Below are 15,350 nucleotides of genomic sequence, written 5' to 3'. Positions count from 1 at the left end.
AATCCGCTTCCCTCAACAGCCGCGGCAGATAGATCCTTCGAGCATCTTCTCAAGCCGTGCGTCGTCCTTGTCGATGGTAGGATCCGTGCCGAGCAGCGGCCCCTTCATGGCGTGACCGCCGAAGCCGGATGACGGCAGTGCGGTGCCCAGGGAATTCGTTCCCGGCGCAGCGGCGCTCGTACCGAGCGCACCGCCGCTCGCCATCGACATATGCGATCCCCCGCCACCGCGGGCAGACGCCGCGCCCGAGAGCGCAAGGCAGGCGACGATGCAAAGAAACGAAAGCGGTCTCACGGGCCATACTCCATGTGTTGCAGTTACCTGGACCTTGAGTTGGGTGCCGCGCGCGGTTTGACCATGCACGATCACGCGAGCGGATCATTACAACGGAGACAGGATTCCGTTTTCACCGTCGATGACGACAACTATTGGTGCGATCCTGAAGAAGATCGTCTCACGGTCTCAGGGTCTTTCATGCGGAAGGAAGGAAGAATGAGCTTCTCTGGGCCGGTCTCGACGGATAGGCGCGTGATCCGGTTGTCGGAAATCGTGTACATGAAGCTGCCGTTGCCATCCGAACCTACGGCCGCGGTGGGTACGGTAAGCGCATGGGGTGCCGGTTCATCTCGAGTGAGACCTCCGCATACATACCCGGATAAAGCCGCTCCTTGGGATTGGCGCGCAAAGGCGACGAAGCCGAGCAAGCTGAGCGTCGCGAAACTCGACGCTCAGGTCCGCAAGCATCACTTCTTGGCGATGTTCCAATAGACCGGGACGGCCGCCTTCACGATGCCGTCGACGTTGCTGCGCACGGCCCGCACCAGGTAAAGCTGCGCCGCCGGCCAGTAGGGCACATACTCCACCGCCCGGAGTTGGAGCTCGGTCGCGATCTTCTTCTTCTGCTCGGCGTCGGTCGCCAGCGCGAAGTCGCTGCGCAGCTTCTCGATCTTCTCGTCGCAGGGCCAGCCGAACCATGCCTTCGCACAGTTAGCGCGAAGGCCGAGATGTCCCACCGGCTCGAACATGTCCGCGCCCGTCGGCCCTGACATGAAAACCGACCAGCCTCCCTTGTCGACAGTCTCCTTCGAGGCGCGGCGTCCGACCAGCGTGCCCCAGTCCATCGCCTGCGGTTCGACCTTGAGACCAATCTGCCGCATCAATTGCTCGGCGACGAGGCTGAACGTGTTGGTCGGGCCGCTTTCGGTGGCATGCAGCACCACGACCGGCGTACCATCATATCCACTCTCGGCGATCAGCTTCTTGGCCCTTTCGATATCCGGCTTCACCCAGCCGTCTGCCGTGAAGTAGGGTGAGGAGCACATGAAGAAGCTCGGGCAGTTCTTGTAGAGTTTTGGATCGCTGACGTAGGCGCGCGCGAACTTCTCCTGATCGATCATGTAGCTGATCGCCTGACGGACCTTCTGGTTGTTGAAGGGCGGCACCGCCGTATTCATGCGGAATACCATCTGCATGCCCAGGGTATCCTGCGGCATCGTCTTGATGTCGGGGTTGCCCGCGAGCGTCGGCAAGAAGTCCGGCGGAACTTCCTCGAAGAGGTCGATCTCACCGGCCTGCAGTGCGTTGAGCGCGGTCTGCGCATCCGGAATATAGTGCCATTCGACGCGATCGACCTTGGCTATCTTGCCACCGGCCAGGCCGCTCGCCGGCTCCTGACGCGGCTTGTAAGTCGGGTTCTTCACATAGACCACCTTGGAGCCCGGGACCCACTCGTCCTTCTTCATGATGAAGGGACCTGAGCCGGTCGCATCGGTGATCGCGGTATCAGCCGGCGTTGCGGCGATTGCTTTCGGCATGATGAACGGCACGTTGGAGCTCGGCTTGCTGAGCGCCTCGATCACCAGGCCCCACGGACGCTTGAGATTCAGCTCGAAAGTCTTGTCGTTCTTGACGGTCAGGCTGTCGCTGACGGAGGCAAGCTGCTGGCCAAGGCCGTCGCGCTGCCACCAACGCTTCAACGAAGCGACCGCATCTTCCGACGTCACCGGCTGACCGTTGCTGAAGGTCAAGCCACCGCGTAGCGTGAATATGTAGGTGAGCTGATCATTGCTGACTGACCAGGCTTCAAGCATCTGCGGCTGTGCGGCGAGTTGCTCGTCCAGCGAGAATAGCGTGTCGTAGACCATGTAGCCGTGGTTGCGGACCATGTAGTCGGACGTGATGACGGGATCGATCTGCTTGAGATCACCGAACGGCCGGATCTTCAGAACCGTCTCGGCAAAGGCGGGTGACACGGCACCCAACAAGCCTGCCGCAACAACGACGGCAAACAGTCTATTCGACGGTTTCATTTTGGTACTCCTCCCGTTTCACTGTTTTTTAACGACTGCGATGTCTTCGGCCGCGCCGGAGCGCGTGACGTTCGGTGGCGGCAGTGATTGCGAATGATGGCAGGCGACGAAGTGGTTGGCCGCGATCTCGGTCATCGGCGGCGCCTGCTGCGCGCAGATGTCCGTGGCGAAGGGACAGCGCGTCCGGAAACGGCAGCCCGAAGGCAACGCAGCAGCGCTCGGTACCTCCCCTTCGAGCGGCGAACGGCGGCGGCGATTGCGCGGATGGGTCACAGGTACTGAGTCGATCAGTGCGCGCGTATAAGGATGCGCGGGAGCACCGAACATCGCCTCTGCCGGCGCCTGCTCAACGATGGCGCCGAGATACATTACCGCGACGTCGTCGGCGAGATAACGCACCACGGACAGATCGTGCGAGATGAAGAGATAGGAAATTCCGATCTCCCGCTGCACCTCCTTCAACAGATTGAGGATCTGCGAGCGGATCGACACGTCGAGCGCGGCGACGGCCTCGTCGGCGACGATCAGCGACGGCTCTGCCGCAAGCGCCCGGGCGATGCCGAGGCGCTGGCGTTGCCCGCCCGATAGATGATGGGGCAGACGGGAATGGAAATACTGCGGCAGACCGACCCGATCGAACAGGCGCAAGACCTTGCGTTGGCGCGAGGCGGCATCGCCAATGCCGAAGTTCAGGAGCGGCTCCTCGACGATCTCGGCGGCCGTCATGCGCGAATTGAGACAGGCGAGCGGATCCTGGAATACCATCTGGATCTGCTGGCGTTTGCGCCGCAGCGTCTCGCCGGCCAAGTTACCAAAATCCTCCCCGTTGACGCGGACAGAGCCGGCGGTCGGTTTCAAGAGACGCACGACCATCCGGCCGATCGTCGTCTTGCCGCAGCCGCTCTCACCGACGAGACAGAACGTGCGGCCGCGTTCGACCCCGAAGCTGACGTCGTCGACAGCCCGCAGTTCGCGTCGGCCGAAGAGTCCGAACGGACCTTTCTGCGATGTGAAGACCTGCGTCAGGCCGGAGACTTCCAGCACCGCGCTCATACCGTCATCTCCTCCTCGATCCTGCCAAGCCAGCAGGCCGCTTGATGCGGGCCTGCGCCAGACAGCGGCGGCATTTCGGAATGACAGACCGGCATGGCCGAGGCGCAGCGTTGGCGGAAGGAGCAACCCGTTCCAAGCGACGCCGGGCTCGGGACATTGCCCGGAATTTCCGCGAGACGATCCCGACTGCCGCTGTTGAGCTGCCGGATCGCGCCGAGCAGGCCGCGCGTATAGGGATGCGCCGCGCTGTCGAAGAGATCGTTGACGCTTGCCTGCTCCACGATGCTGCCGGCGTAAAGCACGACGACCCGATCGGCCATTTCCGCAACCACGCCCAGATCGTGCGTAATTAGCAGCACCGACGTACCGAACTCGCGCCGAAGATCGTCGATCAGCGTCAGGACCTGCGCCTGGATGGTGACGTCGAGCGCTGTCGTGGGTTCGTCGGCGATCAGCAAGGCCGGACGAAGCGCGAGCGCCATGGCGATCATTACCCGCTGTCGCATGCCGCCGGAGAGCTGGTGTGGGAACTCCTCCGCCCGCCGCCGCGCATCCGGAATGCGTACGAGGTCGAGGAGCTGCAGCGCCTGCCGCAGCCCGTGGGCTTCGGAGACGCCGCGGTGTTCGACGATCACCTCGGCGATCTGCTGACCTATCCGCTGTAGCGGATTGAGCGATGTCATAGGCTCCTGGAACACCATGGCGACGCGGTCACCACGCAGCCGCCGCATTTCTTCGGCGCGAAGCGAGACGAGATCACGCCCCTCGAAAAGGATTCGGCCGGAGGAGATCTGCATGACTTTGCGGTTGAGCAGGCCGATGATGGACAGCGCCGTTAGACTTTTGCCACAGCCGCTTTCACCGACCAGGCATAGCGTTTCGCCCGGATCGATTGAGAAGGAGACATTGCGGACCAATGAAATCGGAATGGCTCCCGCATTGAGTGTGACCCCGAGATCCTCGACGGAGAGAAGCGGAGCGCTCATCGCACCTCACCTCCCTGCAGGCTCGGGTCAAGCAGGTCGCGTAGCGCGTCGCCAAGCAGATTGGCGGCAAGCACGGTGGCGGCAAGCATCAGTGCGGGAAAGCCGAGGATCCATGGCGCAATCTGCAGGAACTGCCGACCCTCCGACATCATGTTGCCCCAGCTCGGCACATCAGGCGGCGTGCCCGCGCCGAGGAAGGACAGGATCGATTCCAGGATCATCGCGGACGCAAAGACGTAGGTCGTCTGCACCATGATCGGCCCCGCGGCACCGGGCAGGATGTGCCGGCGAAGGATCGTCGTCGTGCGCCCGCCGCAGGTGATCGCTGCCTCGACAAAGACGCGTTCGCGCAATGTCAGGACGCTCGCGCGTACCACGCGCGCCATGCGCGGGATTTCCGGCACGCTGATCGCGGTAATGATCACGAACGGCGAGGCTCCGATCAATGCGACGAGCGCGATTGCGAGCAGGATCGCAGGGATCGCCATGACGGCATCCATGGCCCGCATAGCGACCGTATCAACCGCGCGGAAATAGCCGGCGATGACGCCGATGGTTACGCCGACGAGGGTCGCGACCACGGCAACGGCAATCCCGATCCAAAGCGACACGCGCGTTCCCCACAGCGCGCGGGCGATGACCGAGCGGCCGACCTGGTCGGTGCCGAACGGCTGATCGAGCGATGGGGGGGTCAGCCGATTCAGCGGATCGAGCGCGGCCGGATCCGGAGATATCCAGGGGCTTGCCAGGGCGAGCACGCCGAATGCGAGAAGCAGGCCGCAGCTCGCGGTCAGCATCGGCTGGCGCAGCGGGAAGCTTGCGATGCGGCCGAGCCGGTTGCCGCCGAGATCCGGCTTCTCGAGCCCGCCTGCCGTCGAGGTGATCGTCATCGGCCGCGGCTCCATCAGTACCGGATCCGTGGATCGACGACGGCATAGAGGATGTCGACCGCGAGATTCACGACGACATAGACCCCGGCGAAAAGCAGGATGAGCGCCTGCACCACAGGATAGTCGCGCCGAAGGATCGAGTCGGCTGTAAGCCGGCCGAGGCCCGGAATGCTGAACACCGTTTCAGTGACGACGACGCCGCCGAGCAGCGCCGCGAACCCGATGCCTACGACGGTGATGATCGGCACGGCAGCGTTGCTGAGCACGTACCGTGAAATGATCTTGCGTCCCGCGAGCCCTTTGGCATGTGCGGTGCGCACATAGTCCTCGCGCAGCACTTCCAGCACCGCCGCGCGTGTAACCCGCGCGATCAACGCGATATAGAGGAAAGACAGGGAGATCGCCGGCAGCACGAGCGAGTGGAGCGAACCCAGGACGCCGTGGGACAGCGGCTTGTAACCCTGCACCGGAAACCAGTGCAGGCCGAGTGCCAGCGTGTAGACGAGAGCAAACGCGACCACAAAGACGGGCACCGAGAAGCCGAGCACCGCGCCGGCCATTGTCAAGCGTGCAACAAAACCCCTGGGACGATAGGCAGCTACCAGACCGAGCGGGACCGCGACGAAAACCGCGATCGTGATCGTCATCAGCGAGAGGATCAGCGTCGGCTCGACGCGCTGTGCGATGAGCTGCGAAACCGGGATGCGGCTGAACAGCGACAGGCCGAAATCACCGCTCAGCATGCGCCCCATCCAGGTCAGGAACCGCGGCAGCAACGGCAAATTGAGCCCGAGCGCCTGGCGCACCGCCTCCACCTGCTGCGGCGAGGCGAAGTCACCGGCGATAAGCACGGCCGGGTCGCCGGGCGCCAGACTCAGCAACAGGAAGACGAACACCGCGACCGCGAGCAGCACGGGAGCGGCTGCGAGCAGGCGGCCCAGGACATAACTTGTCATGCGGTCCCCTCAGGCCCGCAAGTACGGCCGAGCCGCCTCAAGACGCAGAGCCCGCTCCCCACCCTTTCCTCCGCTGTTAAACGTTTTTTCTAGTAAGCACGATCTCATATTATTCGCAATACCCCTCAAAGCAACCTACAAGATCAGACTTGTCCGCCATGGCTCGACTCGCTAAGAAAACGTTTAACAAATGAGAGGGACCGATGTCTGCAGGGCCTTTGCCCACCATCCACGAGGTCGCGCGGCTGGCCGGCGTTTCAGTCGCCACAGTATCGAAGACGCTTAACCGTTCGGGCAAAGTCAGCGAAGTTCTGCAGGAACGCGTCAACGCCGCGGCGCAGAAGCTCGGCTATGCACCGCATGCCAGTGCGCGCAGCTTGCGGAGCGGCGCAACGCGCATCCTCGGCCTGCTCGTTGCAGACCTCACCAATCCCTACTTCCTGAGGCTGGTCGAGAATATCGAACGGCTTTCGAGTGCCGCCGGTTATTCGGTCATTCTCTGCAACAGCGCCGAAGATCCGGAACGGGAGGAGCGGCATCTGGCGATGCTGCTGTCGCAGCGTGCTGATGGCGCCATCGTCATTCCGACGCGCCGTGGCTGGAGCGGCCGCCTCGCTGCGCTATCCAGCCTGCCGATGCCCGGCATCCTGGTCGACCGGCGGATCGAAGGCCTCGATCTTGATTCCGTCACCACGGACAATCTGACGCTCGGGCGGCTGGCGGCGGAACATCTCGACGATCTCGGCCATCGGCGCGTCGGCGTGATCATGGGTTCACCCGAGCATCAGATCGCACGCCATCGGTTGGATGGCTTTCGGACAGGGTTCGCCGAACGCGGCGTGACGCTTGACGAACGGCTGATCGAGAAGAACAACTTTTCGGAAATGGCTGGTCATGCGGCTGCTCTTCGGCTGCTGTCGCGCTCCACACGGCCGACGGCGATCTTCGCGACGAACAACCATCTGGCTCTCGGGCTGCTGCGCGCCGTCGGCGAACGCGGCCTGTCCATTCCCGACGAGCTCTCCGTCATCGCTGTCGATGAGTTGCCGTGGGCCGGCCTCGTGCGCCCCGGCATGACCGTCGTGACCCAGCCGTCCGAGGCAATCGCCGAGACAACCGTTTCAACCCTCCTGAGACGCATCTCCGAAGGCCGGTCCGGCATGGACGAGGATGACAACGAGCGATCCATCCAGTTGCCGCCGGCGCTCGTGGTGCGCGGCTCCACCGCCGCCATCCGGAAGCAGCCATGAACGATCTGTCTATTCCCGCGCCGTCCGCCGGCATTCTCGAACTGTCAGCCGTCGAGGCGATCTCAGAGATCCGCAAGCGCCATCTGTCGCCGCTCGACGTCGTCGATGCCGCTATCGACAGGATCGAGGCGACGGATGCTGCGATCAACGCGATCCCCGTCCGCTGCTTCGACGCTGCCCGCAGCGCGGCGCGCCGCCTGATGGACAGGGCGGCTGTCGGCGAAGGCTGGCCTCTGCTTTGCGGCCTGCCGCTTGCGGTCAAGGACAATACGGATGTTGCAGGCGTGCCTACCAGCGGCGGCAGCGCACTGACCGCAGGTCGCGTGCCCGACGTCTCGGATCCGACCATCAGCCGCCTGCAGCGCAACGGCGCGATCGTCATCGGCAAGAGCAATCTGTCCGAACTCGGCGGCGCCAACACGACCAACGCCCTGTTCGGCGCGACCCGCAATCCGTTTTTTCCCGCGCTGACGTCGGGTGGTTCCTCCGGCGGCTCGGCGGCAGCACTTGCGGCACATCAGGTTTATCTCGGCCACGGCAATGATGTCGGCGGCAGCCTGCGCACGCCGGCCGCCTTCTGCGGTGTGGCAGGTCTGAGGCCCACGCCCGGCCTTGTAGCGCGCAAGCCGCTGTCCGATCCCTTCGATACCGTCTTCGTCGAGGGACCGATGGCCCGGACGATCCCCGATCTCGCATTGATGCTGGATGCGATGACCGGCTTCCATGCCGCCGACCTCATATCGCGCGAGAAGAAGCCTATGTCGTTCCAGAACGCGGCAGCGCGGCCTAACTGGACCACACGGGTCGCGGTCTCCGAGGACCTTGACCTCCTCCCTGTCGCCGGTGGCATCCGTTCCGGCTTCGGCCGTGCGATCGACCGGCTGCGACGCGGCGGTTGTGCGATGATCGAGGCGGCTCCCGATCTCTCCGGTGTGCCCGCTGTCATCCGCGCGCTCCGCGGCCTCGCCTATCTTGCGACCTGGGGCAAGCACTGGCCGCAATCGCGCGAGCGCTTCACGCCTGAAGTTGCCGGCGACATCGGCTATGGCGAAAACCTCTCCGCCGCTGACATCGCAGGCGCGATGGCGCACCGGGCGGCGCTGTATCGCCGCGCCATGAGCTTCTTTGCGGATTTCGATATCCTGATCTGTCCGACCACGCAGGTCACGCCATTTCCCGTCGACGTCCGCTGGCCGACCGAGATCGATGGCCAGGCATCCGACACTTATATCGACTGGATCATGATCACTTACGTCTGGTCTATCCTCGGTTGCCCCGCGCTTGCAGTTCCGGCCGGCCGCGACCTGGATGGCATGCCGGTTTCGTTGCAGATCGTCGGACCTCCGCACAGCGAGGAGCGACTTCTCTCCTTTGCCGCTCGCATCGAGCAGGAGTTCGGCGCTCGATCATGACGATGACGATCGTTTTCCGCCATCTATTTCAGATGCGGCGAGCATGACCTGTTTCATAGGGGTTGACGTCGGTACGGGAAGTGCGCGGGCTGGCATTTTCGATGCAGCCGGACGATTGCTGGCTTCGGCATCGAAGCCGATCGCGACGCTGAAGCCAAAAGAGGATTTCGCCGAACAGTCGTCGCGGGATATCTGGGACGCGGTCTGCGACTGCGTGCGGCGCGCCGGTCGGGAGGCCGCTATCGATGTGTGAGTGCCGTCGCGGATATCGGCTTAGGAGGCTCGCAGCGCGTTCATTAGTGCAGACAGCGCAGCCGGCTGATGCTGGCGACTGGGATAATACATGAAGAATCCAGGAATTGGCGGCGTCCAGTCCTCCAGCACACGAATAAGGCGACGCTTCGCAACATACTCTGCGACCTGCTCTTCGAATGCGAGTCCTAGGCCGGCGCCAGCGAGTGCCGCCTGAATCACGAGGTGGGTATCATCGATTATAAGCGGACCATTCACACCGACCGTGACCGCCTTTCGTCCTTTCTCGAATTCCCACCGATAAGGACCGCCCGGAAGACGCAGTCCTATGCATCGATGATCATTTAGATCCTTGGGCTTCCGAGGAATGTTTCGCGATGCAAAATAACCAGGAGATCCGACCACCGCCAATCGCAGCTCCTGGGTGACCCGCACCGCGATCATGTCCTTTTGAATGTACTCACCGAGTTGAATACCGGCGTCGAACTCGCCCGCAACGAGGTCTACAGGGCCAGTGACAGTAACAACGTCAAGAACGATGTCAGGGTAGGCTTCCGCGAATGCCGTGAGCCGCGGCAACAATACCATCACAGCAGCCGACCGGGACATTACAATTCGAAGGCGCCCTGCAGGTCGGTGCCGAACGCTTCGGGCTTCATTGATAGCACGAGCAATTTGCTCAAGTGCCGGAGCCAATTCTTTCAAGAGAGCGGCCCCTGCAGCGGTTGGTGCGACGCTCTTGGTTGTTCGAGCAAGAAGCTGCAACTCGAGCCGCTGCTCAAGTCCCCGGATCGTGTGGCTCAGGGCAGACTGAGACACACCAATCTTTGCCGCAGCCCGCGTAAAGCTTCGTTCTGTGGCAACGACTGCAAACGTCGCAAGTTCGTTCAGTTCGTTTCTCATGATTTATGAATATCACTCATAACCCCATATTGTGCAACATGCCTAGTCTCATAAGTTGCTTTGTCCTATGTTCGGCTAACAAGGAGACTTGAGGCAACCTTCCGCAGGTTTCGGCCGGCTTGACGCTCAGCACGTGTAGCTGGGCCTATGAAAATTTGGGATGGCTATACCCGGCGATTTTAATCTCATAACGCAACTTAAACCCACAGGGACTTTTGGAGGGCAGAATGTTCAAAATGGATCGACGAGCATTTCTGAGTCGATCTGCCAGCGCAGCTTTTGGCGCCGCGCTCGTCAGCGCTCCTGGTTTGATGCCTGGAGATCGGTCGATCAGCTATGCGCAATCTCCTACCGTTCCAAATAACAATCTCATGGATAACAACCTTATGGATACCGATGCTCGTGCCTTGCGCGCTCTAGCGCAGACCTATTTCGACGGGGCCTATGAAATGGATGCAGACAAATTTGCTACGATATTTCACCCATCCAGTTCCGTGACCAAGGTCGGCGACGACGGCAATGTGAGCGTGACGGCAATTGCGACCTGGCTGGCAGCCGTCCGCAATATGAAGGCTCCGAAACAACAGGGCCTGGAGCGCCAAGATCAGATCCTGTCAATAGACGTTGAAGGAGAGCTCGCGCTTTTGAAGCTGAAATTGCAGATTCCGCCGCGTTACTTCACCGACATGTTGTCATGCTTGAAGGTCAACGGAACCTGGAAGATCGCTCAGAAAGTGATGACTTCGAAAACTTGACGGCTTCGGCGCCGTTTTTAGAAAGTGAATCGTACGCTTGGCAGGTTATCCGTGGAATTTCTGTCACAAAGCCCCAATGCCCTGGGCTGCGCTTCGGGATCATGGAAGATTTGGTCACTCTCTGATGGACATGTCGACCTGCCCGCCGAATCCCTCAGATATCCGAACAACAAAATATGCAGTCAGACCGAAGCGCCTCAGCGGGAAGATTCGCTGGTTCGATTGTCGGTCAACTGCTTCCTATTTGATCGCTCTGGCATCGACCGCGTTTTGATTGATTGTGGAGCGGGCGGGAGTTGGGAGCCCTCCATGGGCCATCTCGGGGAGGCGATGGCGGAGGCAGGCATCGACACGTCATCAATCACGGTGGTCGCCCTCACTCATGCTCATGGCGACCACATCAATGGTCTTCTGACGCCTGACGGTCGACGAGTATTTAACAACCTGAGCAAGATCGTGATAGGGGAGGACGCCGTTGAGGGGTTCCTTGCCGAGCCAAATCTAGCTGAGTTTCGTCCGCTCCTTGCCCCAATCAACGGAGGAGACCGGCTGGCCGATCATTTGCTGGCGGTGGCAATACCTGGGCATGCTCCGGGCCATATGGGTTATCTCCTCAGCACTGACGAGGACGAGATCTTATTCTGCGGCGACCTGATCCACGTTCCTGGTGCACAGTTTGCCCGTCCCGAGCTCACTTGGGCCTATGACGATGACGAGTCTATAGCGAGAGCTAGCCGGATCAAGCTGCTCCAAAACGCAGCGGATGCACATACGTGGCTAGCCGGCGCTCACCTAGATCGACCAGGCATCGGTAGAATTGTCAAAGATGGGCAAGGATATGCGTTTATTCCGGCCGCGTAGCCACCAGTGAGCCGTCACTTATGCGGATTCGACAACGGCCCTTGCCGCCATGTGCATGATCAGGCCGGATTTGACTTTTGTGGCCGAAGGGGCTGGGCCGCAGGTACCGGGACTTCCGCGCGGTGCACCTGCGCACTCTGCCGACGTTACGCATTCCCTTGAGCCGAAACCTTCAACTGAAGCGGTGGTTGCCCCCGGTAGAGGCCTTCCGAAACATGCCGGACCATGGGAGGAGTTACGACGCCGCCGTCCTCGAGGTAGGCAACGAGGCCCGTCGTCGTCAGCCGCGCCGCACGTGAAACGTTCACGGGGCTCAGGCAGCTGTGTCAAGATCTTATTGACGAAGGCTCCTGGTTGCCAAACCGTCTCGCTGACGAATTAAACCCTTAGGACAAATACGCGGTTTGCGGAAAATCCCACGCCGGTCGCGGACGCCGCGCCTCTTTTTTTGGCACCGGCGCCGCACTCACGTTTCCAAGCACGAAAATTGCATAGTACCGGTTTGCCTACACAGCGAGCAACATCATGAACCTGATCAATTTGGACATCCGCATGCTGCGCTCGCTGATGTCGGTCGTCGAAACCGGAAGCATCACCGAGACCGCGCGGCGGCTTGGTCGTACCCAACCTGCGATTACCCTTCAGCTACAGCGCTTGGAGGAACTCACTGGAAAAGCGATCTTCATCCACGAGGGCCGCCGGTTGTTTCTGACGGCGGAAGGCGAGACAGTTCTGAGTTACGCGCGATCGATCGTCGGATTTCACGACGAAATGTTGTCGCAACTAGCTTCTCCGGACATCGAAGGTCACGTCGTGCTCGGCACCCCCGACCTCTATGCCGCCTTCATGCTGCCGTCGATCCTCAGGATCTTTCGCAAGGCCTTTCCGCGCGTTCAGCTCGAGCTGAACTGCTCGCTTTCAACGCCGCTGGTCGGATGCGTGAAGCGCGGCGAGGTCGATATCGCGCTGGTGACCCGCATGAACGACTTCACCGGCGGACAGGTGGTGCGACAGGAGCAATTGATCTGGATGACCGGGGAGCAATCCACGGCGCATAACGAAAAGCCGATCCCCCTGGCGCTGCTGCCGCCGGGCAATATCTTTCGCGATCATGCGATCGAGCGGCTGGAAGCCTCAAGGCTCCGATGGCGCATTGCCTGCGTCAGTCCGAGCGTCGGTGGTTTGCAGGCCGCCGCTTTCGCCGGCATGGCGGTCACCGTCCTCGGTCGCTCCGCACTGGTACGCAACATGCGCGAGATCGGCGACAACGAGGGGCTGCCGCCGCTGCCGAAGGTCGATCTTCTGCTGTACAAATCGCCGACGGCGACATCAAAGGCCGCGAGCGCCCTGCACGACTATCTTGCGCACTATCTCAATCTGGATGACGAACTCCTGCTGGGCAAGGAACTGCCTTTGTCCACCGTTGACAGCGACGAGCCGCGGTCAGGACATGCGGGGACGAAACTGGCTCCAGGGCCGCGCGCACTCGAACGCGGCAGCGATACGCACAATCAAGCCCTCGTCGAGCCACGGCGCAATAATCTGAAGCCCGATCGGAAGCCCATCGGCGTCGAAGCCACAGGGAATCGTGGCAGCCGGCAACCCGGTCAGATTTATCGGCCAAGAGAACGGCGACCAACCTAGATGGCGGTCGACGGTGACGCCGTCGATTTCGTCAACGCCCAGGGCGCCCGCAGGAAACGCCGTCACCGCAACCGTTGGGGTGACGATCGCATCGACCTTCCCGAATATTTCCAGGAACGACATGCGCAGGCTGTTTCGGCGATAGCCGGCCTCGACATATTGGATGCCGCTGTAGGAAGCGCCCTTCGCCACCACGTCACGGTAGTCGCTGTCGGAGGCCATCAGTGCATCGGCACCGCGGGCCGCGACGGCTGCCGCCTGCTCGGTATAGGCGATCGGCTTCAGTATCCGCTCGAGCATATCAGGTTCAAATTGAACGCAGTCGGGAACGATGCTGGCGCCGAGTGAACCTAGCGTCTCAAGCGCCGACCGAAATGCCTTGTGAATATCGGGCGCCACCGCCGCATAGCCGAAGTCGGCACTGCTGCCAATCCTGATCCCGTCGAGCTTCACCGGTGTCGCGTCAAAGCTCCGCGCCGGCACCGGCAGACTGGCGGCATCGCGCAGATCGTGGACTGCAACCGCTTCCAGAAGAAGGGCGGCGTCGGCAACCGTACGCGCGATTGGGCCGGTATGCGCCAGCGACGCCCACGACGGCGGCGCAAAGCCGGGCGATCTCGGGACCAGTCCAAAGGTCGGCTTGATACCAACCACGCCACAGAACGCGGACGGGACGCGGATCGAGCCGACACCATCGGTGCCGATCGCAAGCGGGCCACATCCGGCGGCAATCGAAGCCGCGGCACCTCCGCTCGATCCGCCGCTGGTCCGATCGCGGTTCCAGGGGTTGCGGGTGATGCCGGACACCGGGCTGTCGGCGGTCAATTTGTAACCGGACTCGCAGGTGGTGGTCTTGCATGTGACGATCGCGCCGGCCGATCTGAGCGCCGAAACCACCGCCGCATCGACACTCGGCACCAGATCCTTGTTGGCGGGCGCGCCGCCCAGCGCCGGTAGCCCGGCGACGTAGACGAGATCCTTGATGCTGACGGGCACTCCGGTCAATTTGCGCTGCGGTTGTCCGGAGGACCAGGCCAGCGTGGCGCGGTCGGCGTCGGCGCGCGCCTGTTCATATGCCGGCGTCACGACCACATTGCAGGCGGCATTGGTCACTTCCAGCGCTGATATCACGTCCTCGATGACGTCGCGCGGCGTGAACCGTTTCGTGCGATAGCCTTCCAGCAATTCAACGGCCGAGAGTCTGGCCAACTCATTCGCCTCAACGACACCATCGGCGCGGACGCTTTCTGCTTTCACCGCGCCCCTCACGATGTTTGAAGGGCGGACATCACGGCCTTTTTCGCCATGACGGTCACGAGATGGGCGCGGTATTCCGCATCCGCGTGGATATCGGAACTCAGATTTTCGGCGTCCAGCTTGATCGCCGCGATCGCTTCAGGCGTAAACGTGCGCTCCAGCGCGGCTTCCATTGCGGCGACACGAAATACGCCTGGTCCAGCCCCGGTTACCGCGACCCGAACCTTTCCGGCTTTCTTCGCCACACACACACCGACCACCGCATAGCGTGACGCCGGCGATTTGAATTTGGCGTAGCCCCCGGCGGACGGCACCGGAAAGCGCAAGGCGGTGATGATCTCGCCCGGGTCGAGCGCCGTTTCGAACAGCCCCCGGAAGAACGCGTCGGCGGCGATCTCCCGACGGTCGGTCACAACCATCGCATCGAGCGCGAGCACCGCGGCCGGATAGTCGGCCGAAGGATCGTTATTGGCAACCGAGCCACCGATCGTGCCGCGGTTGCGAACCGCAGGATCACCGATGCCGGCCGCGAGGCTGGCAAGCAGCGGTATCTTGCTGCGAGCCAGTTCCGACTCCGCGACATCGACATGGCGGGTCATCGCACCGACCGTCAGGACGTCGGCTTGAGCCGAAATCCCGGATAGCTGCGGGATCTTCGATAGGTCGATCAGCGCCGCGGGCGCCGCCAACCGCTGCTTGATGGTCGGCAGCAACGTCATCCCGCCGGCCAGCGGCATGCTGTCGGCAACACCGCCAAGCAGCGCCGACATTTCATAGAGGGTGGTCGGCCTGTGAAACGCAAATGACCTCATTTTCGCCTCC

General features: G+C 62.0%; 14 protein-coding genes and 1 pseudogene. 6 read left to right on the top strand and 9 right to left on the bottom strand.

The window, feature by feature from the left end:
• Positions 1–12: 12 nt before the first annotated feature.
• From GWE18_RS02625 to GWE18_RS02600, 6 genes are all read right to left on the bottom strand, one after another.
• Complete coding sequence (locus GWE18_RS02625; RefSeq protein ID WP_275184232.1) at positions 13–294, bottom strand: hypothetical protein; 282 nt, start codon at positions 292–294, stop codon at positions 13–15.
• A gap of 449 nt (positions 295–743) precedes the next feature.
• The gene (locus tag GWE18_RS02620; protein WP_275184231.1) at positions 744–2,309 is read right to left on the bottom strand and encodes an ABC transporter substrate-binding protein; all 1,566 of its coding nucleotides are present in this window, start codon (positions 2,307–2,309) and stop codon (positions 744–746) included.
• Positions 2,310–2,327: 18 nt separating this feature from the next.
• Positions 2,328–3,362, bottom strand: a complete 1,035-nt coding sequence (locus tag GWE18_RS02615; protein WP_275184230.1) for an ABC transporter ATP-binding protein — start codon at positions 3,360–3,362, stop codon at positions 2,328–2,330.
• The gene (locus GWE18_RS02610) at positions 3,359–4,348 is read right to left on the bottom strand and encodes an ABC transporter ATP-binding protein (protein WP_275184229.1); all 990 of its coding nucleotides are present in this window, start codon (positions 4,346–4,348) and stop codon (positions 3,359–3,361) included. The genes GWE18_RS02615 and GWE18_RS02610 overlap by 4 nt, the downstream gene beginning before the upstream one ends.
• Positions 4,345–5,238 (bottom strand): ABC transporter permease, encoded by an 894-nt coding sequence (locus tag GWE18_RS02605; protein WP_275184228.1) that lies wholly within the window; start codon positions 5,236–5,238, stop codon positions 4,345–4,347. The genes GWE18_RS02610 and GWE18_RS02605 overlap by 4 nt, the downstream gene beginning before the upstream one ends.
• 14 nt (positions 5,239–5,252) lie before the next feature.
• Positions 5,253–6,194 (bottom strand): ABC transporter permease, encoded by a 942-nt coding sequence (locus GWE18_RS02600; protein WP_275184227.1) that lies wholly within the window; start codon positions 6,192–6,194, stop codon positions 5,253–5,255.
• Positions 6,195–6,397: 203 nt separating this feature from the next.
• Between GWE18_RS02600 and GWE18_RS02595 the strand changes: the two genes are divergently transcribed.
• From GWE18_RS02595 to GWE18_RS02585, 3 genes are read left to right on the top strand one after another with little or no spacing between them, the layout of a single operon-like run.
• Positions 6,398–7,444 (top strand): LacI family DNA-binding transcriptional regulator, encoded by a 1,047-nt coding sequence (locus tag GWE18_RS02595; RefSeq protein ID WP_275184226.1) that lies wholly within the window; start codon positions 6,398–6,400, stop codon positions 7,442–7,444.
• Entirely contained in the window at positions 7,441–8,856 is a 1,416-nt protein-coding gene (locus GWE18_RS02590) for an amidase family protein (RefSeq protein WP_275184225.1), read from the top strand. Before GWE18_RS02595 ends, GWE18_RS02590 begins: the two co-directional genes overlap by 4 nt.
• 43 nt (positions 8,857–8,899) lie before the next feature.
• Positions 8,900–9,109 carry an FGGY family carbohydrate kinase gene (locus tag GWE18_RS02585; protein WP_275184224.1) on the top strand — a complete coding sequence of 70 codons (210 nt, stop codon included), beginning with the start codon at positions 8,900–8,902 and terminating at the stop codon, positions 9,107–9,109.
• A gap of 20 nt (positions 9,110–9,129) precedes the next feature.
• Here GWE18_RS02585 and GWE18_RS02580 read toward each other — a convergent pair whose 3' ends face one another.
• Entirely contained in the window at positions 9,130–10,011 is an 882-nt protein-coding gene (locus GWE18_RS02580; protein ID WP_275184223.1) for a LysR substrate-binding domain-containing protein, read from the bottom strand.
• A 227-nt stretch (positions 10,012–10,238) separates the two neighbouring features.
• Between GWE18_RS02580 and GWE18_RS02575 the strand changes: the two genes are divergently transcribed.
• The 3 genes and pseudogenes from GWE18_RS02575 to GWE18_RS02565 all read left to right on the top strand — a co-directional run.
• Positions 10,239–10,766 carry a nuclear transport factor 2 family protein gene (locus GWE18_RS02575; protein ID WP_275184222.1) on the top strand — a complete coding sequence of 176 codons (528 nt, stop codon included), beginning with the start codon at positions 10,239–10,241 and terminating at the stop codon, positions 10,764–10,766.
• A 51-nt stretch (positions 10,767–10,817) separates the two neighbouring features.
• Positions 10,818–11,627, top strand: a complete 810-nt coding sequence (locus GWE18_RS02570) for an MBL fold metallo-hydrolase (RefSeq protein ID WP_275184221.1) — start codon at positions 10,818–10,820, stop codon at positions 11,625–11,627.
• Positions 11,628–12,152: 525 nt separating this feature from the next.
• Positions 12,153–12,983: pseudogene (locus GWE18_RS02565) on the top strand (LysR substrate-binding domain-containing protein); the annotation flags it as partial.
• Positions 12,984–13,070: 87 nt separating this feature from the next.
• On the opposite strand, the gene GWE18_RS02560 reads toward GWE18_RS02565, so the two are convergent.
• Together GWE18_RS02560 and GWE18_RS02555 are read right to left on the bottom strand one after the other, a co-directional pair.
• Positions 13,071–14,528 (bottom strand): amidase family protein, encoded by a 1,458-nt coding sequence (locus GWE18_RS02560; RefSeq protein ID WP_275184220.1) that lies wholly within the window; start codon positions 14,526–14,528, stop codon positions 13,071–13,073.
• An 8-nt stretch (positions 14,529–14,536) separates the two neighbouring features.
• Positions 14,537–15,340 carry a xanthine dehydrogenase family protein subunit M gene (locus GWE18_RS02555; protein ID WP_275184219.1) on the bottom strand — a complete coding sequence of 268 codons (804 nt, stop codon included), beginning with the start codon at positions 15,338–15,340 and terminating at the stop codon, positions 14,537–14,539.
• Positions 15,341–15,350 lie beyond the last annotated feature (10 nt).

The organism is Bradyrhizobium sp. CSA112, assembly GCF_029051645.1.
Taxonomy (GTDB): domain Bacteria; phylum Pseudomonadota; class Alphaproteobacteria; order Rhizobiales; family Xanthobacteraceae; genus Bradyrhizobium.
This window is presented reverse-complemented; position numbering and strand designations above follow the sequence as displayed.

Bases quoted from the DNA above. Each gene is read 5' to 3' on its own strand.
- GWE18_RS02595 (WP_275184226.1), top strand. From the start codon at position 6,398: ATGTCTGCAGGGCCTTTGCCCACCATCCACGAGGTCGCGCGGCTGGCC.
- GWE18_RS02610 (WP_275184229.1), bottom strand. From the start codon at position 4,348: ATGAGCGCTCCGCTTCTCTCCGTCGAGGATCTCGGGGTCACACTCAAT.
- GWE18_RS02580 (WP_275184223.1), bottom strand. From the start codon at position 10,011: ATGAGAAACGAACTGAACGAACTTGCGACGTTTGCAGTCGTTGCCACA.
- GWE18_RS02585 (WP_275184224.1), top strand. From the start codon at position 8,900: ATGACCTGTTTCATAGGGGTTGACGTCGGTACGGGAAGTGCGCGGGCT.
- GWE18_RS02605 (WP_275184228.1), bottom strand. From the start codon at position 5,238: ATGACGATCACCTCGACGGCAGGCGGGCTCGAGAAGCCGGATCTCGGC.
- GWE18_RS02615 (WP_275184230.1), bottom strand. From the start codon at position 3,362: ATGAGCGCGGTGCTGGAAGTCTCCGGCCTGACGCAGGTCTTCACATCG.
- GWE18_RS02590 (WP_275184225.1), top strand. From the start codon at position 7,441: ATGAACGATCTGTCTATTCCCGCGCCGTCCGCCGGCATTCTCGAACTG.
- GWE18_RS02555 (WP_275184219.1), bottom strand. From the start codon at position 15,340: ATGAGGTCATTTGCGTTTCACAGGCCGACCACCCTCTATGAAATGTCG.
- GWE18_RS02600 (WP_275184227.1), bottom strand. From the start codon at position 6,194: ATGACAAGTTATGTCCTGGGCCGCCTGCTCGCAGCCGCTCCCGTGCTG.
- GWE18_RS02620 (WP_275184231.1), bottom strand. From the start codon at position 2,309: ATGAAACCGTCGAATAGACTGTTTGCCGTCGTTGTTGCGGCAGGCTTG.
- GWE18_RS02575 (WP_275184222.1), top strand. From the start codon at position 10,239: ATGTTCAAAATGGATCGACGAGCATTTCTGAGTCGATCTGCCAGCGCA.